Source organism: Bacillus cereus group sp. Bc031, assembly GCF_027716265.1.
Taxonomy (GTDB): domain Bacteria; phylum Bacillota; class Bacilli; order Bacillales; family Bacillaceae_G; genus Bacillus_A; species Bacillus_A paranthracis.
This window is the reverse complement of sequence record NZ_JAQFUL010000004.1, coordinates 32,106-57,875: the sequence shown is the minus strand read 5'-3', so window position 1 is coordinate 57,875 and position 25,770 is coordinate 32,106. Positions and strand designations below refer to the sequence as shown.

Here is a 25,770-nt window from a genome sequence, read left to right as displayed (position 1 = left end):
TTACCGTCAAGTATTGACAATAATTGCAACCTATATAAAGCCCACCACTAAACCGTCATCTTCCAACTAGATAATGCTAACCAATTCTCCATTTCCTTATAATCGGGCATGATCTTCCCGACAAGACGCCAAAAAGAGCGATCGTGATTTAAATGAACCATATGACACATTTCATGAACAACTACATAGTCAATTACTCGCTGTGGTGCCATTGGTAGCTTCCAGTTGAATGTTAGTTGTAAATTCGAATCGCAAGTACCCCAAGTACGACTACTATCTGTAATACGAATAGAACGTGGTTTTGTTTTGAAATTACTTTGATGCAATTTAATGCTCTTCTCTACTAAGGTTTTACACTGCTTATAATAAAATCGTTTTAACGCTTGCTGTATTTTCTCATCTTTAAGATCTTTCACATAAATATGTAGCTTATCTCCTTCAAACACTGCATTGTCTTGCGTAATATTTGCATCTTGAGAAATTTGTATCGGATACGTACTTCCTAAATACAAAAAGCCTTCTCCTTGATCATAATCCTTTTCCTGTGGTCCACGCGCTCGCTCCGCCATTTCCTTACGTGTTGTCTGAATCCAATCCCACTTCTCCTCTAGCAACTGGACTAAATATTCAACAGGTGTCCCTTTTGGAGCTTGTACTTCTACATTTCCGTAAGAATCTACAAAAAGACGCACTGATTTTTTCTTCTTATAAGTTATATGAAAATTAATTGTCTCACCTAAATAAGTATGTACCATTTCATCACCTAACGTATTATTTTACATATAAAAAGAGTAGGATACGAACGTCCTACTCTACCTATTATATCATTTACCGCTTTAACGGAATCATTATCCTCTATACTTTACAGCTAATCCCTTAATGAAGTTCCTTGCGTATCTATCGCCGCACTCTTTGTAATTTTTATGACCTTTTTTTCTTAATAGAGCGCCTAGTTCTCCCTTAGTCACTGTAACGCCTACGCTATCTAATATATCAAGTACATCCTCACTCGTTAAAGATAGTGCGATTTTCATTTTCTTTAGAAGAAGGTTGTTAGCACTCTCTTTGCTTTGTACAGGTGCCGGTTGCCCTGGTTTCGGATCTTGCTTCCCTCTTTTTAAAGTAATAAATCCATTGAAAAATGCTTCTAACATCATCATATCGCATGTTTTTACGTACTCATCTTCTTCCACATCAGGGTTTTCAGGTTCTTGCTGAGGCGCTCTCTTTATTTTTGTAAGCATATCAACTACGTCTTCTTTCGTTACTTCCATACCGCCAAGTTTAAAGATTTCTACCATATCTATATCTCTTATATCTAAAGCATATCTTACTCTTTTTAATATATCGTTGTTGCTCATTGCCATTGTTTTTCCTCCTGAAATGTTAAATATAATAATGCCTTTAGCATGTGTAAATGAATGTCGTCAAGTTACTACTTTAACATTTTAAAGGGAGGTTTTGTAGTCTTAGGTGGATTCATGCTTGTTAGGATTAAATCTAGACAGAGATTCGAATGCTTTTTAATTCCCTTTTTTCTATAAAATATATCTTATTTTTTTATAACAACATACAGGTATTAATTAGTATAATAGAATAACAGCGTTTTAAGGGCTTTCAGTTAAGTGGAGAATATCCAGTCTATATTTTTAACGGAAGGGCAAGAATTTTTTCAGCTCTTTCTATGTTATTGATAAAAAACATACTTTACTTTTATGATTGGAGTTTTTGGTAAATGTTAGAAAAAGGTGCAGACCGAGTGAAAAAAGTAGAATTAATGGACAAACATCTTGATTCTCACCAAGGAAAAATAACCAGTACCGAGATTTGTAACATTGTCATGTCCATTTTCAAATTTGATTTAACAACTAAACCTGTCCTATCAAAAGAATGGATAATGGCAGGAGCTGGTTCTTCGACTGAGAACATTGCTATAATGGCCATAGATTCTACCCTCACCCATCACGGAAGAAAGGCCACAGGAAAAGAAATCCGCCAACTTATCAATCAAATTTTTGGTATTAACTTAGATGCAATCTCCTCTTTAGAAGGGGCAAGAATTTCTTTATTTTCTAAAGATCAATGGGTTATTAGGGATGAACAAGACTTATTTGTTGTTCATACTGGATTAGGTGATGTCGATGTAAAGGTTTTTCCTACTGACTATTTCACTGAACAAACTGGATTAGAAGAATTGCCGAAGGACCTAAAGCAATCATTAACAAACTTTGGATTCTCTTGCGATGAAAGTGCGGGATGTTACTATTACTCAAATCCATCTGGAGAAGCAATTCCAGACGAATTTAAAGGGCAAGTCATCGGAGCAATTCTTAAGGTAATTCACAATTCATATCAATCTTTATAAAAAAATCATATAGGAAATCCCTATATGATTTTTTTATTAGTGAATAAAACAACCTTATTTTCCAAAAGACGATAAAAATTTAACTCTATCTCCCATAGGAGGAGTATTATTATCGACTAAGGCAACCTCTAGAATTGCTGGCCCATTTACATTCATTAAGTTGTTTATAACATCTTGATTGATATCTTGTAATTCATTGACTCTATAGCTTGGTATATTCATAGCTGCGGCCATTGCACTAATATTGATTGATTCCTGTTCAAAGGATGGATGAGTTCTACGGAATTGTAATGAATGACCGTGATATACCATTCCTAAACGAGCATTATTCATCACAACAAATAAAATAGGTAAATTATATTCCTTCGCCGTCAATATTTCCAACCCGTGCATGAAAAAGCAGCCATTACCAGTAATACATACAACCGGACGCTCCGGTTCAGCCAGTTTTGAACCAATCGCAGAACCAATTCCGCTTCCCATTGCACCAAAATGTACATTAATATTATAGGAGTCAAAATCTATGACCTTCATGTGATGAATAACATACGACATAAATTCACCAATATCAATGGTATATCTAGTAGTTGACGGTAAACATTTTTGAAGGTTTAGGAGAACATTTTTCGTATTATATTCCTCTATATTCTCTTCCTCTTTCTTCTTTTCAACGATAAATTCAGCGCGATCCATTTGCAACCCTAAAGCCTTTAATTCTTCTATTAACATTAATAAACTTAAATTGATATCGCCTAGTACTGGAATATCCACTTTGTACTTCCGATTGAAGATAGATTGGTCAAAATCCATTTGAACAGAGAAACGATCTTTTATTAAGTTTCCATTATAATTATTTGTCGCAGTTTCCCCTAAACTGGAGCCCACAATTAATAATGCTTTCCCATCCCCTTCATTAATCAATGCAGAGGCAGCCTCATGACCTGCAAATCCAAACACTCCGACTAAAAGCGGATGTTCCTCAGGGATATATCCCTTAGCTTGTGGAGTTGTTATAATTGGCCAATTCAGTAGTTCTGCTAGCTCTATTAATGACTCAACAGAGTTTCTTATTCCCTGTCCTGCAAAGATATAACCCTTATCCCTTTTTACCAATTCTCTAGCTGTTTCTTTTATTGTGCCTAGATCAGGAACAATAGGAAGTCTTTTAGGAAGTGGCGGTATTTCAACACTTTCTATATTTTCATGTTGAATATCAATCGGTATCGCAATATGTACAGGTCCTGGTACTCCCGATATAGCAATTTCAATTGCTAGTGCGACTTCTTTAAGTACATCCTTTACATCATTAACCGTAACGCTATATTTTGTAACAGGCCTGAAGACTGGTTCTACATCTAATTCTTGTGATGCATTCAAACCTACCGTACTAAGAGGTACGGCACCTGTAATGAATAAAACAGGTAAATGCTCTCGCATAGCATTAGCAGCACCTGTTACAAGATTTGTGGCACCTGGTCCGCTACAACCAATACACACACTTAGCTGATTTGTGTATTTAGCATAAGCGGCAGCCATGTAGGATGCCGCCCCTTCATGCTTCGCTACGACTGGTGTTAATTCAGGCATATCATAAAGTTCGTCAAAAAACGCATTTACAGAACCAGCTGGGATACCAAATATATGTTTAACTTCATTAGCTATTAAATATTCTAATACATTTCGGGCTGCTTTCATGTGTATGCTCCATTCATTTTTAATTTATTTCTCTATTTAAAAAAGTTTTTCGATGTCTTCAGCTGCCATAGGACGGCTGAAAAAATACCCTTGCATCAAATAACAATTTCGTGCAGATAAAAATTCGACCTGTTCCTTTGTCTCAACACCTTCAGCAATAACATCAAGGTTCAAATTCTTAGCCAGCGTAATAATAGTATTCGTAATAGCTGCATCATCTTTTGTCATATCCTGTACAAAGGATTTATCAATTTTTAACGTTGAAATAGGCATTTTTTTTAAATAACCTAAAAATGAATAACCAGTCCCGAAATCATCAATAGCGAGGTTGATTCCTAAACCTTTTAATTTCTTCATTGTTTTTAAAGTTGATTCCGTATTTCTAACAATTAAATTTTCAGTGAGTTCTAGTTGTATATACTTCGGAGATAGCTCTACTTCCTCTAAAACATTTTTGACCATAGCAAATAAATCACTTTGTTCAAATTGACGTGCAGATAAATTCACAGACATACTAATTAACGGGGAACCTTGATCATGCCATTTCTTTAATTGCCTACAGGCCTCTTTTAGAACCCATTCACCTATCGGGACTATTAATCCAGTTTCTTCAGCTATTGGGATAAATTTATCAGGCGGTATCATCCCATGTTCTCGATGGTTCCATCTAATTAAAGCCTCTACACCCTCAATCTTATTCGTTTTACCATTTATTTGCGGTTGATAATAAATCACAAGTTCTTCTTGTTCCAATGCCTTATACAAATCATTTTCTAGCTTGACACTTTCAAAAGTTCTCGTATCCATTCCTTCACTGAAGAAATGATAGCTACTTCCTGATATTTCTTTCGATTTGTACATAGCTGTGTCTGCATTTTTAACTAAGATTTCAGTCGTATCACCATTATCAGGAAATATACTAATACCAATACTCGTTTTCATATAGATTTCATTGTCTACTAAATGAAATGGCCTTGAAAAAGAATCAATGACACGATTTACTACCTTTAACACTTCTTTTTCACTTTTGATATTCGGTAAATAGATAGTAAATTCATCCCCGCCCTGTCTTGAGACCGTAGCACTTTTAGGAACACAAGCACTTAATCGATTTGCAACTTCTCGCAAAAGCAAATCACCGAAGCTATGCCCGAGCGTATCATTCACAAACTTAAACCTGTCTAAATCTAAATACAGAACTGCTAATTTTTCAGCATGTAATTGAGCATATGTCAGCCCTTGAGTTAGCCTGTCCTTTAGTAGAACTCTATTAGGTAAATCTGTTAAACTATCATAATAAGCATGATATTTTATTTCTTCCTCCATTTGTTTCCTTTGGGTTACATCTTTAAAAGTAATAACTTCTCCGACAATCTCGGTCCCTTCTTTTATAGAGGAAATTACATACTCCACTGGAAAACTGGATTGATCTTTTCTAAAAAATTGCTCGGTTTTATCGTACAGATTCCAATCCTCATCGCAACCTGATGCCACCTGCTTTTTCTTTCCTTTTTCAATTCCGTTGAAAACCATACTGGATGGTTTTCCTATTAATTCATTTTTTATATCATAGCCTAACATGGAGGCACCAGCTGGGTTACAAAAGGTAATATTTCCATCAAGGTCTAAACCGAAAATTCCTTCTCCGGCAGAATTTAGAATCAATTCTTTCTCACGACTAAGCTGCTGCAATTCCGTTATTACTCGTTCCAGTTCCTTATTTTTAAACGTAATTTCTGAGGTCCTCTCTTCGATAATAACTTCCTGTTTTTCCATATATAAAAGGTTTGATAGCGTGGAAGCAGTTGCATCGACAATAGATTGCGACAGCTGTATTTGTCCTTCGGAATAACTAAAATTACTATCTCCTAGATTGACCACAGATATTTGTCCTAATACCTCTCCCATTGAAACCAACGGCAACATAAAGAGTCCCTTCATACCAAAATTACGGCAAACATCATGGTTTGGGCGCGGATCTGCATAAACATCTGGAATCCAGATTGGCTTTTTTGTTTCAATGACCTCTTGCGTGACTCTATCATTACTTTTATCAAATTTTATCTTATCATGTGTCTTGATCCAATCTTCTTCTGTCCATTCTGAACCCTTACTTAACTTCACCGGTCTAATTTTTTTCTTAGCTAAAGGCTCTAGTAAATGAACCCCGATATTATAATTGTCTAAAACTTTTCCTAAATAGGAAAAACAAGTATCAAGACTTTCCTGCATGGAGGAACACATAGATAAGTCCCGTGTCACATCCAGCAAGAGCTGTTTTTCAGCAATAAGGTTTACCTTATGAGTTAAATTGTTCGCATTTTGAATCGCAACAGCCGCCATATTCACATATGCCTCAACCGTTTGAATTTCTGACTCTGTTAAGTTCATAGGAATTCCGTAATCAAATAAAAAAACTAGACCAAATAATTCTTCTTCAAAAGAGATAGGAAGAACGAATAAAGATTTAATTCGAAACCCTTCCACTGCTCTCGGATCTGGCCGACTATCCTTTGATGTATCAGGTATATAGATGGCTTTTTTTGTTTCAATTACTTCTTTCGCCAGCAGGTCAATGTCTGTATCAATGACATGCATATCCAACGTCCATCCGTTAATAACTTCCGGTTTTCCTACATACCCTCTAAAAGTCCCATCTTCCTGCGGCAAATAAATACCAACAGAATCGCATTGAACGATTTCTTCAGAAATTGCTATTGTGACTTGCTCTAAAACTTCACGTAAATCCAGCTTTGTATTAATCATTTTAGTTATATTCGCAAGTCGAGAATACCTCGTTTGTTCCTTCAACATAAAAACGAACTCCATTTCATTGAAAATATCCATTTATATCCAAAAACTTTTATCCAAAACCTATCAATACTATCATTTTACTATGCATTTATTACTAATTAGACAAAATATTTCATATTTCTCACTATTATAATGTTTTTTATACATTTAATATAGGAATTATTTGCATAATCCTCTAATATTTTTATTACTAAATTGCAAGATAAATACGTTGTTATTACTAAAAGCTACACAAAATTTTCCACTCTCAAAAAATTCATTTACTTATAATACAACTCAGCTTATGTAAAATAAAAAACAGATGGAAATCTCCCCCCATCAGGGGCTAGATTTCCATCTGCATATTCAAACTATCTCTACACGCCAGCCACAAACTCCATATATACAGAGTATACGCGGGAACACAAAGATGTTGGTTAGTTCAATACATTTATAAAACTGTTTTTTCCGTTGCAATCTACAAAAGAACTTAAAACTAAATAAATATAATCCACCCCCTCGACTTCAGGGAGTTATACCGTTTCACTACCTTCTACCACATTAACACTCGCCTCAAACTTATTAAGCAATGCGCGTACTTCATCCGTTGACTTCGTGCTCATCAATTGATTTCGTAGTTCAGCAGCCCCAGGGAAGCCTTTTACATAAATTTTGAAGAAGCGATGTAATCCTGTTATGGATCTTGGTAATACTTCTGCATATTGATCTTGAAGATCAAGTTGTAGTCTTAAAAGATCTAGATGTTCTTTACTGCTATGCTCTCTTGGTTCTTTTTCGAAAGCAAATGGATTTTTAAAGATTCCTCGTCCAATCATTACGCCATCAATGCCGTATTTTTCAGCAAGTTCCAGCCCAGTTTTACGGTCAGGAATGTCTCCGTTTATCGTTAGGAGCGTATTTGGTGCAATACGATCACGTAATTTTTTAATCTCCGGAATTAGCTCCCAGTGTGCATCTACTTGGCTCATCTCTTCTCTTGTACGTAAGTGAATAGAAAGGTTTGCAATATCTTGTTTGAAAATGTGCGTTAACCAATCTTCCCACTCGCTTAACTCTTTAAAGCCAAGTCTTGTTTTTACGCTGACAGGTAGTCCGCCTGCTTTTGCAGCTTGAATAAGTTCTGCCGCAACGTCTGGACGCAAGATAAGGCCACTACCTTTTCCTCTTGATGCTACGTTTGGCACAGGGCAACCCATATTAATATCGATGCCTTTAAATCCTAACTCTGCCATACCAATACTCATTTCACGGAAATATTCAGGATTATCTCCCCAAATATGTGCCACCATTGGCTGTTCATCTTCTGTAAAAATTAAACGACCACGTACGCTTTTCATACCTTCTGGATGACAATAGCTATCTGAGTTTGTGAACTCTGTGAAGAATACATCTGGACGACCAGCTTCACTTACTACGTGACGGAAAACAACGTCTGTCACATCTTCCATTGGTGCAAGTACGAAAAATGGTCGTGGTAAATCACGCCAAAAATTATCTATCATTTCAAATTCAAATCCTCTCACTATGAATACAATTTCAAACTCTCAATAAACCAAAAAGCAGATGGTATAGATTTTCCTATATCAACTGCTTTCCTATTATACCAACTTAAGCCAAGCTACACACTCTACATGAGTCGTATGCGGGAACATATCAACAGGTTGTACTTCCTGCGTTTTATATCCGCCTTCTTCTAGTACTTTTAAGTCACGTGCTAATGTTGCTGGGTTACATGATACGTATACAACGCGTTTTGGTTTCATGTCGATGATTGTGTTTAATAGTGCCTCATCACAACCTTTACGCGGTGGATCTACGACCATTGTGTCAGCGATTACGCCTTCTTTATACCATTTTGGAATAACTACTTCTGCTTCTCCTACACCAAATTCAGCGTTTGTCATGTTGTTTAGTGCTGCGTTACGCTTTGCGTCTTCAATCGCTTCTGGGACGATTTCAACGCCATACACTTTTTTCGCTTTTTGCGCTAGGAATAAAGAGATTGATCCAATTCCGCAATAGGCATCAATTACTGTTTCGTTACCATCTAATTTTGCGTATTCTAACGTTTTATCGTACAGCACTTTCGTTTGTTCTGGGTTTACTTGATAGAATGAACGTGCTGAAATCGCAAATTTAATATCGCCAATAAAGTCATAAATATATTCTGATCCGTACAGTACTGTCGTTTTGTCTCCGAAGATTACGTTTGTACGTTTCGTGTTTACGTTTTGAACAATCGATTTTACTTCAGGGAATTTCGCAGCAATTTCTTCAATGATTGCTTTCTTGTTTGGTAATTCTGCTGTACGAGTAATGAAGACAAGCATAATTTCCCCTGTTACTTGTCCGTAACGAGCCATTACGTGGCGAAGTGTTCCTTTGTTACGCTCTTCATTGTACGCTGAAATCCCGTGTTTTTCACAAATACGTTTTACTTCTTGAATTAATGTATCGTTTTCTTCTGCTTGAATTAAACACGATTCCATATTAATGATGTCATGCGTTCCTTGACGATAGAATCCAGCTACAAGTCCACCTTCACGTTCTCCAATTGGTACTTGTGCTTTGTTACGGTATACCCACGGATTCTTCATGCCAAGTACAGGATGAACAGGAACATCACTTAATCCGCCGATGCGCTGCATAACGTCGCGTACTTGTTTTTCTTTCGCTTGTAATTGCCCTTCATATGTTAAATGCTGAAGCTGACAACCGCCGCACTGATTGTACACTGGGCATTCTGCATCTTTACGATATGGGCTCTTTGTATGAAGCTTCATTAAACGACCGAATGCGAAGTTTTTCTTTACTTTAATAATTTTAATTTGTGCTTCTTCACCTGGTAATCCGTTTTTAACGAAAATAGGATAGCCTTTTACTTTCGCAACACCGGCACCATCATGTGTTAAATCTTCAAATACTACATCTATAAACTCGTTTTTTTCAACTGGTGGCGTCATTTTTGTACTCATTTTCCGACCTCTCTTTTTCATAACACTGCGTTACATTTTATCATACTTATATGGTCTATTTCTATTGGAAGAAAAAAAGCTATTGACGATAGTTCTCCGTTAATGTTACGCTACTACTAATTTAATACGGACGATGTTACCTCATATATACTCGATAATATGGATCGAGAGTTTCTACCCGGCAACCTTAAATTGCTGGACTATGGGGAAAACTAATGAATATTAGCCCATGTGCAAAAAGGACTCATATTGATTAGCTTTCTCTCATAGATGAAAGTGAATCCATATGGGTCTTTTTTTATTTTTATTTTTCTAAAAGGTCAGACATCTTACGTATGACATAAAACCTCCTTGTTTTATTTTTAGTAATATAACGAGCGTTTTATGTACAAACTTTATACGAACTTCTGAAAGGGGCAACTACATGCAATATGTAATGAGCATTATCGGTATTCTTGTCGTTTTAGGTTTATGTTTTGCTTTGTCAAACAACAAAAGTAAAATCAACTTCCGTGCAATTGCTATTATGATTGGTTTTCAAATTTTAATCGGTTGGTTTATGTTTGGCACAAAGATTGGTCAACAAATCATTATTTTCATTGGTAAAGTTTTCAACAAACTAATTAAACTTGGTACGACAGGTGTCGATTTTCTCTTTAATGGGATTCAAAGAGATTTTGTCTTTTTCTTAAACGTACTATTAATTATCGTATTTTTCTCAGCACTACTTTCTATCTTTAGTTACTTAGGGGTTTTACCATTCATCGTTCGCGTTGTCGGCGGTGCCATTTCAAAAATTACTGGTTTACCACGCGTTGAATCATTCCACGCAGTAAACTCTGTATTCTTTGGTTCAAGTGAAGCGTTAATCGTTATTAAAAATGATTTACAACATTTCAATAAAAACCGTATGTTTATCATTTGTTGTTCTGCAATGAGTTCAGTTTCTGCCTCTGTTACAGCATCATACGTAATGATGTTAGATGCGAAATATGTACTAGCAGCTCTTCCGTTAAACTTATTCTCAAGCTTAATCGTTTGTTCGTTATTAACACCTGTTGATACGAAAAAAGAAGACGAAGTAGTTCAGAAATTTGATCGTACTTTATTCGGAGACAGCTTTATCGGTGCAATGATTAACGGTGCACTTGACGGTTTAAAAGTAGCTGGTATCGTTGCCGCATTAATGATCGCCTTCATCGGTGTGATGGAAGTTGTAAACTACGTAATTAGTGCCGCTTCAGGTGCAATGGGATATGCTGTTACGTTACAACAAATCTTCGGTTATATACTTGCTCCATTCGCGTTCTTAATGGGTATTCCAACTCAAGATATTATCCCAGCTGGTGGTATTATGGGTACGAAGATTGTATTAAACGAGTTTGTAGCAATACTTGATTTAAAAGGTGTTGCATCAACATTATCTCCACGTACAGTTGGAATCGTTACAGTATTCTTAATTAGCTTCGCAAGTATTAGCCAAATTGGTGCAATCGTTGGTACAATCCGTGCCCTTTCTGAAAAACAAGGAAGCGTTGTTTCTAAATTTGGTTGGAAAATGCTATTTGCATCAACACTTGCTTCTATTTTATCTGCGACAATCGCTGGATTGTTTATTTAATAAAAAAACACCTTACTCGTCGTTGAAGTAAGGTGTTTTTTTATCTATTGTTACTTTTCTCATTCCATACATATTCTTCAAATGCTATGATGAACAAGGGTATGTCCCCACCTCTCTTACAGCGGTGGGGATTTTAAATATAAATATATAACATAATACACAATAGAAGGTGATTTTATGAGAAAATATGTTGCAATCGCTTTATGCACATCTGCCATTCTAGCAGGTTGTAATACTAGCAATGTAAACCAGGAACCTAAAAAAGAAAAAAAGGTTCAAGAAACTAAGAAACAAGCAGATACTGTACAAGAACAAGGTAAAATTTCTTATCAGCCCATTACACACGAAACTACAAATACTACCATTCATATGACAGATATAAAAGATGCTTTAACTGAAGTACAATATAAAATTTGGCGTACTGCTGATGGAAAGGAACACACTAAATCTTTTTCTTCTAAAGAAAAGGAGAAACAGTTTACACTTCCTTTTGACATAAAAGAATTTGAAGGAAAACGCGGTGAATTTCAAATTGAAGCAATAGGAATAAAAGAAGATGGGAAAACCATTCCACTCACAAAAGCTGCTATTACTTTCGAACAAAAGGTTCCCGTTCTTATGTATCATGCAATTGATGATTATCACGGACAAGGCATTAAAGATTTATTCGTCTCACCTGCTAACTTTGAAGCCCAAATGAAATATTTAAAAGACAACGGCTATACATTACTAACTTTTGAACGTTGGGGTGATATTAATAAAGTAAATAAACCTATCTTTGTTACATTTGATGACGGTATGAAAAATAATATGAATGCATTCCATGTTTTACAAAAGCTAAAAGACGATACATTTAAACCGGCGGCAACAGAATATATGATTGTTGATAACGTTGATGTAGAAGGATCACTGTCTACTTCTGAAATAAAAGAAATGGTCGATTCCGGCATTTTCTCAGTGCAATCTCATACAACGACGCATGCAGACTTACCGAAAATTACAAACTATGAAGAGGAATTAAAAGGATCAAAAGAAAAGTTAGAAAAAATAACAGGTAAGCCCGTTATCGCAGTTGCTTATCCATTCGGTCATGTAGATGATAAAGTCGTTGCAGAAACGAAGAAATATTATCAATTTGCGACGACAACAAAACCCGGAAAATTCATTACAAAAGGTGAACCCGATGAATTGTTAAAAATGAAGCGTGTTCGCATACACCATACGACGACCGTAGAACAGTTTGCTTCTTCGATTAAATAACGATGAGGGCTCAATATATTTTGAGCTCTCTTTTTACGCTATATTTATATATATTTTTTGAATTTTCTTGTATTATATATAGTAAGAAATCTTTCAAATTAAAGGAGATTATACATATGTCATTTGAACAAACGTTAGAGAAATATGCTGCCCTTGCAGTCAATGTTGGTGTTAATATTCAACCAGGACAAACATTATCAATTAGCGCACCTCTTGAAGCTGTACAATTTGTACGCCTCGTTACAGAAAAAGCATATAAATCTGGTGCAAAACACGTATATGTGGATTGGAATGATGAGACGTTAACACGCTTAAAGTTCGATCTAGCTCCTGAAGAAGCATTCGCTGAGTTCCCATCTTGGAAAGCACACGCTCGTGAAGAATTAGCAAAAGAAGGCGCTGCATTTATGTCTATTTATGCAGAAAACCCTGATTTATTAAAAGGTGTAGAACCAACGCGTATCGCAACAGCTCATAAAGTAGCTGGTGAAGCAATGAAAGTATACCGTGATTACGTACAAGCTGATAAAGTAAGCTGGTGTGTCATTTCTGTTCCTACGAAAGAATGGGCTGCGAAAGTATTCCCTGACGTTGCACCAGAAGAACAAGAAGCAAAACTATGGGATGCTATTTTCAAAGCTACTCGTGCTGATTTAGAAAATCCTGTGGAAGCATGGAAAGAACACGATAAAACATTACATACAAAAGTTGATTACTTAAACGAAAAGCATTATAAAGCTCTTCACTATACAGGTCCTGGAACAGATTTAACGATCGAACTTCCAGAAAAACATGTATGGGCTGGTGCTGGTAGCTTAAATGAAAAGAACGTACCATTTATGGCGAACATTCCAACTGAAGAAGTGTTTACAATGCCACTTAAAACAGGTGTAAATGGCCAAGTATCTAGTACAAAACCGTTAGCATTTGCAGGTAACATTATCGATAACTTCACGTTAACATTTGAAAACGGACGTATCGTAGATTATAAAGCTGAAGTTGGAGAAGAAGCTTTAAAACATTTAGTAGAAACAGATGAAGGTTCTCACTTCTTAGGAGAAGTAGCTTTAGTACCTCATGATTCACCAATTTCAAACACAAATATTTTATTCTACAACACGCTATTTGATGAAAACGCATCTTGCCACCTTGCAATCGGAAATGCTTATGCATTTAACTTAGTTGGCGGAAAAACGATGTCTAAAGAAGAACTTGCTGAAAATGGCGCAAACGCTAGTATTACACACGAAGATTTCATGATTGGATCAGCTGAGCTTGATATCGACGGCATTACAGCTGATGGCAGACATGAACCAATCTTCCGTAAAGGTAATTGGGCGTTTTAATAAAAGCAAAAGGCTATCTTCCACACTGGAAGATAGCCTTTTATGATGCAGATGAAACCTTAAGCCCAATTACTCCTAACACGATGAAAAGAATACAAAATGCTTGGAATAGGCTAATGTGCTCTTTAAAAAAGTACACACTAATAATCGTAATAAGTAACGTCCCAACACCAGACCAAATTGCATAAGCAATACTTAAATGAATCTTTTTTACAACGATGGCGAACACGCTGAAACAAATTCCGTAAAATACAAAAATAAGTACACTTGGAATGAGCTTTGTTAAACCGTTTGATAACTTCATCGCAATTGTTCCAGCTACTTCAAAAATAATTGTTACAAGTAATAATAGCCAATATACCATACTAGAATCTCCTTCTCTGTTACCTTATAGAGATTCTAGTATACTACTTATAGTCCTAATGAAATATATTTAATTTCTAAATATTCCTCGATACCGAAATGACCTCCTTCACGACCAATGCCACTCTCTTTAAAGCCACCGAACGGCGCTTGTGCAACTGATGGGAGGCCATCATTTAAACCGATAATACCATACTCTAGTGCTTCACTAATTTGGAATGCTTGGCTAATGTCTTTCGTGAAAATGTACGCTGCTAAACCGTATGGCGTATTGTTCGCACGTTCAATTACTTCTTCAACCGTTTTAAATTTCGCAACAGGTGCAACTGGTCCAAATGTTTCTTCATTCATACAAAGCATCGTATCATTCGCTAATCCAATTACAGTTGGTTGAATAAAGTGTCCATCTAGCTCTGTAACCTTTTGGCCACCATATAAAACTGTTCCACCTTTTTGAATAGCATCTTCAATATGTTCTTGTACTTTTGAAACTGCATTCTCGTCAATAAGTGGTCCTACAGTCGTTCCGTCACTGAAACCGTCCCCTACTTTTAACTGCCCTACTGCCTTTTGAAACTTCTCTACAAACGCTTCATACACTTCTTCCTGAACAAATACTCGGTTTGTACATATACACGTTTGTCCTGCGTTACGGAATTTCGAACCGATTACTGCCTCTACTGCTTTATCTAAGTCTGCATCATTCATAACAATAAACGGTGCGTGACCGCCTAACTCAAGTGAAACCTTTTTCATCGTTTGTGCCGCACTAGCCATTAACTCTTTCCCAATTTCCGTTGATCCTGTAAAGGACACTTTTCGAACACGCCCATCTTCCATCCACGTATCAGCAATTGCTTTCGCACTACCTGTTACAATATTTATTACACCTTTTGGAATGTCTGCTTCATGAGCTAATTCAGCTAATTTTAACGCAGTTAACGGCGTTTGACTTGCAGGTTTTACAACCGCTGTACATCCTGCTGCAAGCGCCGGAGCTACCTTTCTCGTAATCATAGCAGCCGGGAAGTTCCAAGGCGTAATAGCTGCCATAACACCAACTGGTTGCTTCATGACTAAAATACGTTTATTCGGATGAGAAGCAGGAATCATTTCACCATATACGCGTTTTCCTTCTTCTGCATACCATTCAACAAAACTATTTGCATAATTCACTTCACCAAGCGCTTCTGCAAAGGGCTTTCCTTGTTCTTTCGTCATGATCGCTGCAATCTCTTCTTTATTTTCCTCAATAAGTGTGAACCATTTTTTTAATTTCGCTGCACGATCTGCCGCTGTTAACTTAGACCATAATTTAAAAGCTTCATGCGCAGCATCAACAGCTTGCTTTGCCTCTGTTACCCCGCCCTTTGGTACAGTCGCAAATATTTCCTTCGTTGCTGGATTATTTACTTCGATTTGCTCTTGCAATGTAACCCACTCACCATTTATATACATCGCCTTTTTCTCTACATTTACAAACGTCGCTTTTTTATCCAATATTCTCTTCCTCCTCTATAAGTTTCTTTATTTTCCTAGTGGCAGCAGATTGACTTATTTTTAAAAACTCCGCTACTTTATAACTCGATCCATATGTTTTATATGCTTTCAAAATAATATTCCGTTCTACTTCTTCTAACATTTTATAGAGACTTTGACCGGACTGTTCAACCGTTGATTCTTGCATCGCTATTGGTAAATCTTCTATCGTAACGATATCATCGGCAGTTATAACAATTCGCTCAATCACATTTTCAATCTCTCTATTATTTCCTTCCCACGGGTAACCAACAAACATTTGTAATGTGCTAGGCGCTAATTTTACATTTCTACCATATTTCTCGTTAAAGTGTTGTAAATAATGATAAATAAGTGGCAAAATGTCTTCTGTTCTTTCCCGTAGTGGTGGGATTACAATGGGAATGACATTCAGACGATAATATAAATCTTTCCGAAATGTTCCTTGTTTCACCATCATACTTAAATCTCTATTTGTTGCCGCTACAATTCTAACATCCACCTTTTTTAATTCTCTTCCGCCTATAGGGCGAAACGTTTTTTCTTGCAACACTTGCAAAAGCTTTGCTTGAGTTTCAAGCGGCATTTCGCCAATTTCATCTAAGAATAGTGTTCCTTTATGTGCTGATTCTAATAGTCCCTTTTTCCCTTCACGATTCGCACCTGTAAAGGATCCGCCTGAGTATCCAAAAAGCTCTGATTCAATTAAATTTGTCGGCAATGCCGCACAGTTAATTTCATAGAAACTTTCATTCTTCCGGTTACTCACTTCATGTAAATGACGCACCAATCGACTCTTTCCTACTCCTGTCTCACCTAAAACGAGAACCGTACTATCTACCACGGATACTTTCTTGATTGTCTCGACTATTTTTTGCATAGCGATACTTTTAAAAATAAGTCCTTCATGTTCATATGTTTCTCTTAATTCTTTTTTATATGTTTTTAACTGATTATCCATTTCTTCTACCTTTTGACGTAATTGATAGAGTTCTGTAAGATCACGAGAGTAACTAATTACTCTTCTTAAATTGCCCTCTTCATCAAAAACAGGCCTTGTACGAACGTGTAAATATTCTCCTGATTTTGTCGTCTGAACGAGTTCGATTGGCCTCTTTTTTTCAATTACTTCTAACGTTGCTGATGGATAAAAGATACCATCTTTCTGCAATTCTTTTACATGTTTACCTACTAACTCTTTTGCAGCCAATTGATAGTGCCTTTCACATGTACTATTTACACGTACAACGATTCCCTTTTCGTCAGTCACAAAAATTTCGTCAAACGCATATTCAAATACATCTTGTAAATCCATTAACACTCGTTCCTTTTCTGCAACCATCCTAGCCACCCCTAACTTCCACTCCGTCGATTCACTTCACTACCTTTATTATAAAGTGAATTTTCTGCATTTTATATAGAGTCAGCTAGAATGTTTGCTGTTTTATTATTTAACTTTTAAACACGAGCAATATTTGCTTTCTCATAACAGACTTGCAACGATTCTTCAATGATTGTTAATCCTTCTTCCAGTTGCTCATCTGTAATCACTAATGGCATTAGCACACGAATAACATTACCGTATGTTCCTGCTGATAGTAGAAGTAAGCCGCGTTTATTTGCTTCTGCGCATAAATTAGCTGTTAACGTTTTATCAGGTGCTTTCGTCTTACGATCTTGAACGAGCTCAAATGCACACATTGCTCCTAAACCGCGCACATCACCGATGCAATTATATTTATTTTTCATCTCTTCGAATCGGTTCATTACGACTTTTCCTAATTCTATCGCTCTATCATTTAAATTCTCTTTTTCTATTACATCAAGTACTGCTAATGCTGCCGCACATCCTAGCGGGCTTCCTGCATACGTTCCACCAAGTTCTCCTGGTGCAGACTCATTCATAATTTCTTTGCGCCCAATAACACCACTAATCGGTACACCAGCACCTAATGATTTAGATACCGTAATTAAATCCGGAACGACATCATAATGATCAATGGCGAAATATTTTCCTGTACGGCTAAATCCAGTTTGAATTTCATCCGCTACAAATAAGATGCCGTGTTCTGAACAAATATTGCGTACTTCTTGCACAAACTTCTTACTTGGGACGATAAATCCACCTTCCCCTTGAACAGGTTCCATTACAACGGCTGCAATCGTTTCTGGTGCTACTTCTGATACGAAGAAATTCTTAAGCTCTTCAATCATAAAGTTATCGTACTGCTCTTCCGTTAATCCTTCTGGGCGGCGATATTCGTACGGGAATGGTGCTTTATAGACTTCAGGCGCAAATGGACCAAATCCAAACTTATATGGTTTTACTTTACTTGTCATCGTCATTGTCATTAATGTGCGTCCATGGAAACCTTTAGAAAATGCAATAATACCAGGTCTTTTTGTATATTTACGAGCGATTTTCACCGCATTCTCAACTGCTTCTGCACCACTATTTAAAAATAGTACTTGCTTATCAAAACTTCCCGGCGCTAATGCCGCAAGTTTTTCTGCTAATTCAATATATGGCTCATACATCATGACATTAAAGCCAGTATGAATGTATTGATCTACTTGTTTATGGAGCGCTTCTTTAACAGCTGGGTGACAATGTCCTACGTTAATTGTTCCTATCGCTCCAGCGAAATCAATGTACTGATTACCATCAACATCAGTAACAAGAGCACCATTTGCAGATTGTACAAACGTTGGGATGCCGTTACTTACTCCTTTTGGTACTATATTTTGGCGGCGTTCTAATAAAGACGCTGCTTTCGGTCCAGGAATTTGTTCATTTACTTTAGCAAATTTTTTTATATTCATTACGTACCCCATCCTTTTCTTTACATTGTTTTCTCTTTTCATTGCAAAATGTATGCCAATATTCTTTTCTAGTATTCATCTATTTCGCCATAAAAAATAAGTCTATAAAGACTCATTAAGAGTCTTTATAGACTTATTTTTCTTACACATTAGACTTTCCTTTTTCCCAAACAAACTCACCTGAATGAGAAATAAGGTCCCCAACAGACTGTACTACTAAATCAGCAAGTGGTTCTAATGTTTGACGATCTCCTGTACCAGATAGTACTCCAATTGCATAGCAATCACCGCCATTTTTCGCTAAATATAAATCAGTCGGTGTATCTCCAACGACCGCTACTTCACATGCCTCTAAATGAAACCTCTCACAAAAGGATTCTACAATTCTTTTATCTGGTTTTTGTGCTGGAAATGTATCTGAAGCTACAACATAATCAAAAAAGGTCTCTAATTGATACTGTTTTAAAAATAATTCTGTCGGTGCAAAATCATCCGCCGTGACAACACCTAAAATAAATCCTCTATCCTTTAAACCTTGTAAAATTCTCGGTAAATCCGCCGTCATTTTCATGTAAGAACGATGCTCGTACATAAGGGCAAACAGTTTTTCACTTACCCATTCATGCATTTCCTCTTCTTTAGATGACGTAATATACTTACAAAGCCCCTTTGCCACATCAAGGCTCGTTCCTGCCGCTATTGCGCTACGTGGGTGAACAAATACCCCATCCACACCGATTTCTTTTAATAAAGTCGGCTGCATTGATTGTGGCAGTTGGTATAATTTTATACATTCAGCCACAAGTTCTTCAGCCACTTTTATCCAAATTGAATGAAAATCCATTAATGTCCCATCTTTATCAAATAGTATTGCTTTTACTTTCTCCATAACACCCCACCTCTCGTCTCTTATCTCCTCCAGTGTATCAATAAAGTATGGATATAAAATAAACGAATTGTAAAAATACCATGAAAATCAAACTAACTTCCAATTTACAATACAAATCGGATTGTTTGACTATTACGTAACAGAAGCGTAAAATTACTCTCATCTTATTGAAAATTAGCTAATTACTTAACCTCATTAACTATCATGATAGTTTCCTAATTCTTTTTTTAAGTAGGAGATGTTTATATATGGTTGAAGAAATATTTTATAAGAAAACATTAGAAAATCTGTTTTTAGATCCTGTTCAAATTACACTTTGGGATGGAAACACTGTACAGTACGGTGAAGGGAATCCTCAATTTCATATTACATTCCACAAACCTCTTGCCAAAAAAGAGATAATAAAAGATCCCTCCATCGCATTTGGTGAAGCTTATATGAATGGAGATATTGAAATAGAGGGTAACCTTGAAAAAGCGATTGAGTCTATTTATAAAAACAAAGACAGTTTTTTAGGTAATAGCAAATTACAATACTTTACAAGCAGATGGAATTTTTCAAAACGAAAAAATAAAGAAGATATCGCCCATCATTATGATATTGGGAACGATTTTTATAAATTATGGCTAGATGAAACAATGACATACTCTTGTGCATATTTCCAAAATGAAACCGATTCCTTAACAGCTGCTCAACATAATAAAGTAAATCATATTTTAAAAAAGTTAAACCTTCAAAAAGGAGATACTTTGCTAGACATTGGTTGCGGATGGGGTGAACTCATTACAGCTGCCGCAAAACAATATGGTGTGAAAGCAACGGGAGTCACATTAAGTGAAGAACAATATGCAAAAACTCTAGAAAGAATCGAAAAAGAAAATCTCACAGATTTAGTTGAAGTAAATTTACTCGATTATCGTGATATTCACGAGCGAAAGTTTGATAAAATTGTTAGTGTAGGTATGATTGAACATGTCGGGAAAGATCACATTACAGAGTACTTTGAAACGGTCAATGCATTACTCAATGATGGTGGTATTTCCGTTCTTCACTGTATTACTTCTCCTACAGAGGGCGCTACTAATAGTTGGATTGAGAAATATATATTTCCTGGTGGATACGTCCCCGCCGTTAATGAATTAATTACTAACATAACTAATCAGCATTTCTTTATAGTTGATGTTGAAAGTTTGCGCAGACATTACGGTAAAACACTTCAACACTGGGCAGAAAACTTTGAAAATACACTAGATGAAATACGTAAAACAAAAGATGAGCGATTTATTCGTATGTGGCGCTTGTATTTAAATGCTTGTGCAGCTTCGTTTTATACTGGTAACATTGATTTACATCAATTTGTATTTACAAAAGGGATTAGTGATTCCATTCCTTGGACACGTTCATATATGTATAAATAAAAAAGGATGCCTTTACAGGGCATCCTCTTGATGTTCAGGAACAAATAGTTCCAGACAATGATACATATTTTCGAATTCCATCGGTGCATCTCCACCATATTCACCATCTAAATTAATCATTAGTTTATCTGGTGAATGCACTTTAATTCGGTTCGCTTGTGTGTATAGTACTTTTGGATTGTTAATATGTTCACCACGCTGCGCTTGTGTTGCAGCTTTAATTAAGTCGGCAATCGAACCTTTTTTCAGCACTAATAAATCAAATAAGCCATCGTTAATCGATGCATATGGTGCTACCTTTTCAAAGCCACCCACTGAACGAGTATTCGTAATTAAAAACATCGTAATTTCTTCTTGTAGTAATTTTCCATCATACTCAATTTCAACGTATGTTGGATGTAGTGATGGTAGCATTTCGATACCTTTTAAATAATAAGCAAGTTGTCCTAATACAGTCTTTAGCTTACTTGGTACTTCATATGTTAATTCTGTAATACGACCGCCACCAGCGATGTTAATAAAATATGTATCGTTTGCTCTACCAAGGTCTAATGGCACAGTTTTTCCTTCACAAATAATATCCGCTGCCTCTTCAATAGAACGAGGTACACCGATTGCACGTGCAAAGTCATTTGTCGTTCCAACTGGAATAATTCCAAATTTCGGACGGAATTCATGACCAACTAGACCGTTTACAACTTCATTTAACGTGCCGTCACCACCAGCCGCAATAACAACATCAAATTTACGCTCTACAGCTTGCCTCGCCGCCACAGTTGCGTCTCCAGGACCCGTTGTCGCATGACAAGATGCTTCATATCCAGCTTGTTCTAATTTTTGTAATACTTCCGGTAAGCTCTTCTTAAATAGCTCACGCCCAGAAGTAGGATTATAAATAATTCTTGCTCGCTTCATCATTTATTAGCACAGGAAATTTCTTTATGTATCGACAAAGAACATACCGAACTTCTATTCAGTATTCCCATGCCTACCTCCTCTCATCTTCCTATCCTTCTTTTATCTCGCTCAAACAGGCAGTAAGAACCCGATTCGTGTAGCCCATCAAAAGTAAATATTCATTTCAATGGTTTTGTTTTATTTGACAAAAAATTTATGTCCATCTATTTCCTCACAACAATTTACATATAACGAATAATAATTATCTATTATTTCATGAGATGAAAAAACCTCTATTTCTAGATTTATCATTATTCCCACCTTTTTGCAACTATCATACCATAGTTGCTATACAAACATTTTTCCACTTTTGACAGTTAATCAAACGTTTGTTTAAATAATTTTCTCTCATTTAAACAAACGTTTGATTAACCTAGAAAAACACCCATGTACGGGTGTTTTTCTGCTTAATCTTTAAAAGTTACTACTATTATCGCTTATTAATCTCTTCAAGTAAGATTTTGTTAACAAGCGGTGGATTTGCTTGTCCTTTTGTAGCTTTCATAATTTGACCAACTAAGAAGCCAATTGCACGGTCTTTACCGTTTTTAAAGTCTTCGATAGATTGCTCATTATTATCAAGAATTTCTGTTACAACTTTCCGAAGTGTACCCTCGTCAGAAATTTGAACAAGACCTTTCGCTTTAACGATTTCCTCTGGGTCTCCACCTTTTTCAATTAATTCGTTAAATACTTTCTTCGCAATTTTAGAAGAAATTGTACCTTTTTCAATTAATTGAACCATTTTAGATAAACCAGCAGGCGTTAATGCAACATCTTTTAATTCTTTTTGTTGTTTGTTTAAGTATGCAAGTACTTCACCCATTAACCAGTTTGATGTTAATTTCGCATCAGCACCGTCTGCAACAGTTGCTTCAAAGAAATCAGACATTTCTTTCGTTAATGTTAATACGTGTGCATCATAAGCTGGTAAGCCTAATTCTGCAACGTAGCGAGCTTTACGTGCATCTGGAAGTTCTGGAATAGAAGCACGAACTGCTTCTTTCCACTCATCGTCGATGTAAAGTTCAACTAAGTCTGGTTCTGGGAAGTAACGGTAATCATCAGATCCTTCTTTCACACGCATTAAGATTGTTTTCTTCGTTGCTTCATCATAACGACGTGTTTCTTGTTGGATGATACCACCAGATAATAATTCTTTTTCTTGACGCACTTGCTCGTGCTCAAGACCTTTTTGTACGTAAGTGAATGAGTTTAAGTTTTTCAGTTCTGCTTTTGTACCGAACTTTTCTTGTCCAACTGGACGAAGAGAAATGTTCGCATCACAACGCAAGGAACCTTCTTCCATCTTACAGTCAGATACGCCCGTGTATTGAATAATTGATTTTAACTTCTCTAAGTATGCATATGCTTCTTCCGGTGTACGCATATCTGGCTCAGACACGATCTCGATTAAAGGCATACCTTGACGATTGTAGTCTACTAATGAACCATCAGCTGTATGCGTTGATTTACCAGCATCTTCTTCTAAATGAAGACGTGTAATACCGATACGTTTCTTTTTACCGTCTACTTCGATTTCAATCCAGCCATTTTCACCAATTGGCTTATCAAATTGAGAAATTTGGTAAGCTTTCGGATTATCTGGGTAGAAATAGTTTTTACGGTCGAACTTCGTTTCCGTTGCGATTTCACAGTTTAATGCCATTGCAGCTTTCATTGCAAAGTTAACTGCTTCTTTATTTAAAGTAGGAAGTACCCCTGGGTATCCTAAGTCAATTACACTTGTTTGTGTATTTGGCTCCGCTCCGAATTCTGTTGGACTCGCAGAGAAAATTTTCGAATTTGTTTTTAACTCAACGTGAACCTCTAAACCAATAATTGTTTCTAAATTCATCTATGCTCGCCTCCTTACAGACTTGCTTTTTTTGTATGATAGTCTGTTGCTTGCTCAAACGCATGTGCAACGCGGTAAATTGTCGCTTCATCGAAGTGTTTACCAATGATTTGTAGACCAAGTGGCATGTTGTTAGCACCGAATCCACATGGAACAGAAATCGCTGGAACACCCGCTAAGTTTACTGGGATTGTTAAAATGTCGTTTGCATACATTGTCATTGGATCATCAACTTTTTCGCCCACTTTAAATGCCGGAGTTGGCGTTGTTGGTCCAATAATAACATCGTAGTTAGCAAATACATTTTCAAAGTCGTTTTTAATTAATGTACGTACTTGTTGTGCTTTTTTGTAATATGCATCATAGTAACCAGAGCTAAGTGCAAATGTACCAAGCATAATACGACGTTTTACTTCATCACCGAAACCTTCGCTACGTGTGTTTTTGTAAAGGTCTAATAAATTATTTACATTATCAGAACGAACACCGTAACGTACGCCATCAAAGCGTGAAAGGTTCGCAGATGCTTCAGAAGAAGATAATAAGTAATACGTTGCTAGAGCGTATTTAGAGTGCGGAAGAGATACTTCCTCCCAAGTTGCGCCCATACCTTCTAATACTTTTAAAGCAGCTAGTACTGACTCACGAGCTTCTTCGCCAACACCTTCTCCTAAGTATTCTTTCGGTACAGCAATACGTAAACTTTTAACGTCGCCTGTTAAACCAGCTAAGTAGTTTCCTACTTCAACGTTTGCAGAAGTTGCATCCATACGGTCAAGACCTGAAATAGCTTGTAATAAGTATGCATTATCTTCTACTGTACGTGTAATCGGTCCGATTTGGTCCAGTGAAGATGCGAATGCAACTAATCCGTAACGAGATACACGTCCGTAAGTTGGTTTTAAGCCTACAACGCCGCAATATGCAGCTGGCTGACGGATAGAACCACCTGTATCAGAACCTAGAGAGAATAATACTTCTCCTGCTGCTACAGCTGCTGCAGAACCACCACTAGATCCGCCTGGAACGTAATCTAAGTTCCATGGATTTTTCGTAGCGTAGAAACCTGAGTTTTCATTTGAAGAACCCATTGCGAACTCGTCCATGTTTAATTTACCGATTGTAATTGTGTCAGCAGCTTTTAGCTTTTGCACAACTGTCGCATCATAAATTGGATCAAAGTTTGCTAAGATTTTGCTCGCACAAGTTGTACGAAGACCGTTAGTTACAATGTTATCTTTTACACCAATTGGCATACCGAATAATAAACCATTATCTTCAGCGCCGATTTTTGCATCTAATTCTTTCGCTTTTGCGCGTGCATTTTCTTCATCTAATGTAAGAAAAGCTTTTACGTTATCTTCAACATCCGCAATACGTTTGTAAGATTCTTCTACTAAATCCGTAACGGAAATTTCTTTGTTGTTTAATTTCTTATGTAACTCTGATACTGAATGATCAAATAATGACATCGAAATTCCCCTCCTCTATTCTAATACTGCTGGAACACGGATTTGATTATCTTTGTGATCCGGTGCATTTTTTAATACTTCTTCAACTGGTAAACCTTTTTCTGGTACATCTTCACGCATAACATTTTTCATAGTTAATACATGAGTTGTTGGTTTTACATCTGTTGTATCTAATTCATTTAACTGTTCTGCAAATGTAACAATTGCATCTAGTTGTTTTTGAAATTTTTCTGCTTCTTGATCAGTAATTGCAAGACGTGCTAAATGTGCTACGTGCTTTACATTCTCAACGGAAATTCTTGACACGGCTAGGCCACCTCCATAATATATCGTTCAATCTACAATACTATTGATGATACCAAATTTTCAGTACTTCAAGCAAGTCAACACAGAGTA

General features: G+C 36.5%; 20 protein-coding genes and 1 riboswitch. Of the genes, 5 read left to right on the top strand and 15 right to left on the bottom strand.

Annotated features, from left to right (window positions below; genetic code table 11):
• Positions 1-47 precede the first annotated feature (47 nt).
• Complete coding sequence (locus PDQ33_RS02925) at positions 48-755, bottom strand: M48 family metallopeptidase (RefSeq protein WP_270754673.1); 708 nt, start codon at positions 753-755, stop codon at positions 48-50.
• A 93-nt stretch (positions 756-848) separates the two neighbouring features.
• Positions 849-1,367 carry a DUF1456 family protein gene (locus PDQ33_RS02920; protein ID WP_270754669.1) on the bottom strand — a complete coding sequence of 173 codons (519 nt, stop codon included), beginning with the start codon at positions 1,365-1,367 and terminating at the stop codon, positions 849-851.
• A 368-nt stretch (positions 1,368-1,735) separates the two neighbouring features.
• Between PDQ33_RS02920 and PDQ33_RS02915 the strand changes: the two genes are divergently transcribed.
• Positions 1,736-2,365 (top strand): hypothetical protein, encoded by a 630-nt coding sequence (locus PDQ33_RS02915; RefSeq protein ID WP_000890291.1) that lies wholly within the window; start codon positions 1,736-1,738, stop codon positions 2,363-2,365.
• 54 nt (positions 2,366-2,419) lie between these two features.
• On the opposite strand, the gene PDQ33_RS02910 is transcribed toward PDQ33_RS02915, so the two are convergent.
• The 4 genes from PDQ33_RS02910 to rlmD all read right to left on the bottom strand — a co-directional run bounded on the left by PDQ33_RS02910 (position 2,420) and on the right by rlmD (position 9,849).
• Positions 2,420-4,060 carry a thiamine pyrophosphate-binding protein gene (locus tag PDQ33_RS02910; protein ID WP_270754668.1) on the bottom strand — a complete coding sequence of 547 codons (1,641 nt, stop codon included), beginning with the start codon at positions 4,058-4,060 and terminating at the stop codon, positions 2,420-2,422.
• Between the two features lie 36 nt (positions 4,061-4,096).
• Positions 4,097-6,874 carry a bifunctional diguanylate cyclase/phosphodiesterase gene (locus tag PDQ33_RS02905; protein ID WP_270754667.1) on the bottom strand — a complete coding sequence of 926 codons (2,778 nt, stop codon included), beginning with the start codon at positions 6,872-6,874 and terminating at the stop codon, positions 4,097-4,099.
• Positions 6,875-7,386: 512 nt separating this feature from the next.
• Complete coding sequence (locus tag PDQ33_RS02900; protein WP_000566678.1) at positions 7,387-8,376, bottom strand: tRNA dihydrouridine synthase; 990 nt, start codon at positions 8,374-8,376, stop codon at positions 7,387-7,389.
• 96 nt (positions 8,377-8,472) lie between these two features.
• A complete protein-coding gene (gene rlmD, locus PDQ33_RS02895; RefSeq protein WP_000105049.1) occupies positions 8,473-9,849 on the bottom strand; it encodes a 23S rRNA (uracil(1939)-C(5))-methyltransferase RlmD in 1,377 nt (458 codons plus the stop codon).
• A 121-nt stretch (positions 9,850-9,970) separates the two neighbouring features.
• Positions 9,971-10,072, top strand: a riboswitch (purine riboswitch).
• Positions 10,073-10,273: 201 nt separating this feature from the next.
• Here rlmD and PDQ33_RS02890 point away from each other — a divergent pair.
• From PDQ33_RS02890 to PDQ33_RS02880, 3 genes are all read left to right on the top strand, one after another.
• A complete protein-coding gene (locus PDQ33_RS02890; protein WP_001200499.1) occupies positions 10,274-11,470 on the top strand; it encodes a NupC/NupG family nucleoside CNT transporter in 1,197 nt (398 codons plus the stop codon).
• A gap of 177 nt (positions 11,471-11,647) precedes the next feature.
• Complete coding sequence (locus tag PDQ33_RS02885) at positions 11,648-12,730, top strand: polysaccharide deacetylase family protein (RefSeq protein WP_001234137.1); 1,083 nt, start codon at positions 11,648-11,650, stop codon at positions 12,728-12,730.
• A 116-nt stretch (positions 12,731-12,846) separates the two neighbouring features.
• Positions 12,847-14,076 (top strand): aminopeptidase, encoded by a 1,230-nt coding sequence (locus PDQ33_RS02880; RefSeq protein WP_000007360.1) that lies wholly within the window; start codon positions 12,847-12,849, stop codon positions 14,074-14,076.
• 40 nt (positions 14,077-14,116) lie between these two features.
• Here the strand turns inward: PDQ33_RS02880 and PDQ33_RS02875 are convergent, their stop codons facing one another.
• The 5 genes from PDQ33_RS02875 to PDQ33_RS02855 all read right to left on the bottom strand — a co-directional run bounded on the left by PDQ33_RS02875 (position 14,117) and on the right by PDQ33_RS02855 (position 19,669).
• On the bottom strand, positions 14,117-14,440 hold the full coding sequence (locus tag PDQ33_RS02875; protein ID WP_000263254.1) for a DMT family transporter: 324 nt from the start codon (positions 14,438-14,440) through the stop codon (positions 14,117-14,119).
• Between the two features lie 47 nt (positions 14,441-14,487).
• Positions 14,488-15,939 (bottom strand): NADP-dependent succinate-semialdehyde dehydrogenase, encoded by a 1,452-nt coding sequence (gabD, locus tag PDQ33_RS02870; protein WP_000358118.1) that lies wholly within the window; start codon positions 15,937-15,939, stop codon positions 14,488-14,490.
• Positions 15,932-17,299 (bottom strand): sigma-54 interaction domain-containing protein, encoded by a 1,368-nt coding sequence (locus PDQ33_RS02865; RefSeq protein WP_000225164.1) that lies wholly within the window; start codon positions 17,297-17,299, stop codon positions 15,932-15,934. Before PDQ33_RS02865 ends, gabD begins: the two co-directional genes overlap by 8 nt.
• Positions 17,300-17,415: 116 nt before the next feature.
• Positions 17,416-18,780 (bottom strand): 4-aminobutyrate--2-oxoglutarate transaminase, encoded by a 1,365-nt coding sequence (gene gabT, locus PDQ33_RS02860; RefSeq protein WP_001022109.1) that lies wholly within the window; start codon positions 18,778-18,780, stop codon positions 17,416-17,418.
• 142 nt (positions 18,781-18,922) lie between these two features.
• Positions 18,923-19,669 carry an HAD family hydrolase gene (locus tag PDQ33_RS02855; RefSeq protein WP_000416635.1) on the bottom strand — a complete coding sequence of 249 codons (747 nt, stop codon included), beginning with the start codon at positions 19,667-19,669 and terminating at the stop codon, positions 18,923-18,925.
• 248 nt (positions 19,670-19,917) lie between these two features.
• Here PDQ33_RS02855 and PDQ33_RS02850 point away from each other — a divergent pair, with 248 nt between their 5' ends.
• The gene (locus PDQ33_RS02850; protein WP_000229022.1) at positions 19,918-21,087 is read left to right on the top strand and encodes an SAM-dependent methyltransferase; all 1,170 of its coding nucleotides are present in this window, start codon (positions 19,918-19,920) and stop codon (positions 21,085-21,087) included.
• Between the two features lie 12 nt (positions 21,088-21,099).
• Here PDQ33_RS02850 and PDQ33_RS02845 read toward each other — a convergent pair whose 3' ends face one another.
• The 4 genes from PDQ33_RS02845 to gatC form a co-directional block, all read right to left on the bottom strand.
• Entirely contained in the window at positions 21,100-22,005 is a 906-nt protein-coding gene (locus tag PDQ33_RS02845) for a diacylglycerol kinase (RefSeq protein ID WP_000977677.1), read from the bottom strand.
• A 469-nt stretch (positions 22,006-22,474) separates the two neighbouring features.
• Positions 22,475-23,902, bottom strand: a complete 1,428-nt coding sequence (gatB, locus tag PDQ33_RS02840; protein ID WP_001047685.1) for an Asp-tRNA(Asn)/Glu-tRNA(Gln) amidotransferase subunit GatB — start codon at positions 23,900-23,902, stop codon at positions 22,475-22,477.
• A 14-nt stretch (positions 23,903-23,916) separates the two neighbouring features.
• Positions 23,917-25,374, bottom strand: a complete 1,458-nt coding sequence (gene gatA / locus PDQ33_RS02835; protein WP_144533218.1) for an Asp-tRNA(Asn)/Glu-tRNA(Gln) amidotransferase subunit GatA — start codon at positions 25,372-25,374, stop codon at positions 23,917-23,919.
• Positions 25,375-25,389: 15 nt separating this feature from the next.
• A complete protein-coding gene (gene gatC, locus PDQ33_RS02830; RefSeq protein ID WP_000086999.1) occupies positions 25,390-25,680 on the bottom strand; it encodes an Asp-tRNA(Asn)/Glu-tRNA(Gln) amidotransferase subunit GatC in 291 nt (96 codons plus the stop codon).
• Positions 25,681-25,770 lie beyond the last annotated feature (90 nt).